This is a genomic window from Paraburkholderia sp. RL17-373-BIF-A, assembly GCF_046030175.1.
GTDB lineage: Bacteria > Pseudomonadota > Gammaproteobacteria > Burkholderiales > Burkholderiaceae > Paraburkholderia.
This window is the reverse complement of record NZ_JARESO010000312.1, coordinates 1-913: the sequence shown is the minus strand read 5'-3', so window position 1 is coordinate 913 and position 913 is coordinate 1. Positions and strand designations below refer to the sequence as shown.

The 913-nt window shown below is 58.3% G+C and carries 1 protein-coding gene; it reads left to right on the top strand.

Translation table 11 applies throughout. The features are described from left to right. Nucleotides 1–410: 410 nt before the first annotated feature. The coding region (locus tag P0D80_RS50580; protein WP_408296375.1) for a type 1 glutamine amidotransferase domain-containing protein at nucleotides 411–913 on the top strand (503 nt) is incomplete at its 3' end.

Here is a 913-nt window from a genome sequence, read left to right as displayed (position 1 = left end):
CACAATATGTGAAAACGCAACGTGAAAACACGGCACGTGACGACACAATCTTTTGCATTGATGCCAGCGTGAAAACAGCAGCGTCGCGGGCATTGCGCCACGGCGCCGCCTGGTCGAACAGCGAAGCGCTGCGCATACCATTGCATGGTCCAGGCAATACCTTCGTGTGATGGCGCGGCGCGGGAGCCGGACCAGAATACAAGCGTTCCTCGCATGCGGCGGCAATGGGAGGCCGCTATGACAGCGTCCTCTTCATCGCGCCCCGGTGGCCCCATCTTCCAAGCCCGCGCGCGCCAATTTCCCCGCAAGGCGAGGACCACGTACACCTGCTCCGAGCAACGACTTTCATCTCAAGCATGCCCTGCGGCGAAGCCGCGTTTAGACACTGGCCTCAATGAACGGAGACTGCAATGAAAATCCTGTTGGTTTTGACTTCGCACAACGTGCTTGGAGATACCGGCAAGCCGACCGGCTTCTGGCTCGAAGAATTCACGGCTCCCTACTATGCGTTCACGGATGCCGATGCAGAGGTCACCGTGACCTCACCCAAGGGTGGCCATCCACCGATCGATCCCAGAAGCGACGACCCCGACAATCAGACCGACTCGATGCTCCGCTTCAAGAAAGATCCTGCGACCCAGAAGGTGTTGGCCAACAGCGTCAAGCTCGCCGATGTCAAAGCGGCCGACTACGATACAATTTTCTACGCCGGTGGTCATGGCCCGATGTGGGATCTGACCAATGACAAAAACTCGATCGCCTTGATCGAGGATTTCTACAACGCCGGCAAACCGGTCGCCGCAGTCTGTCATGGCCCTTGTGTCCTGCTCAAGGCGACCTACGAGGGACAGCCTCTCGTCAAGGGAAAGCGCGTCACCTGCTTTACCAATGATGAGGAAGAAGCCGTCGGCCT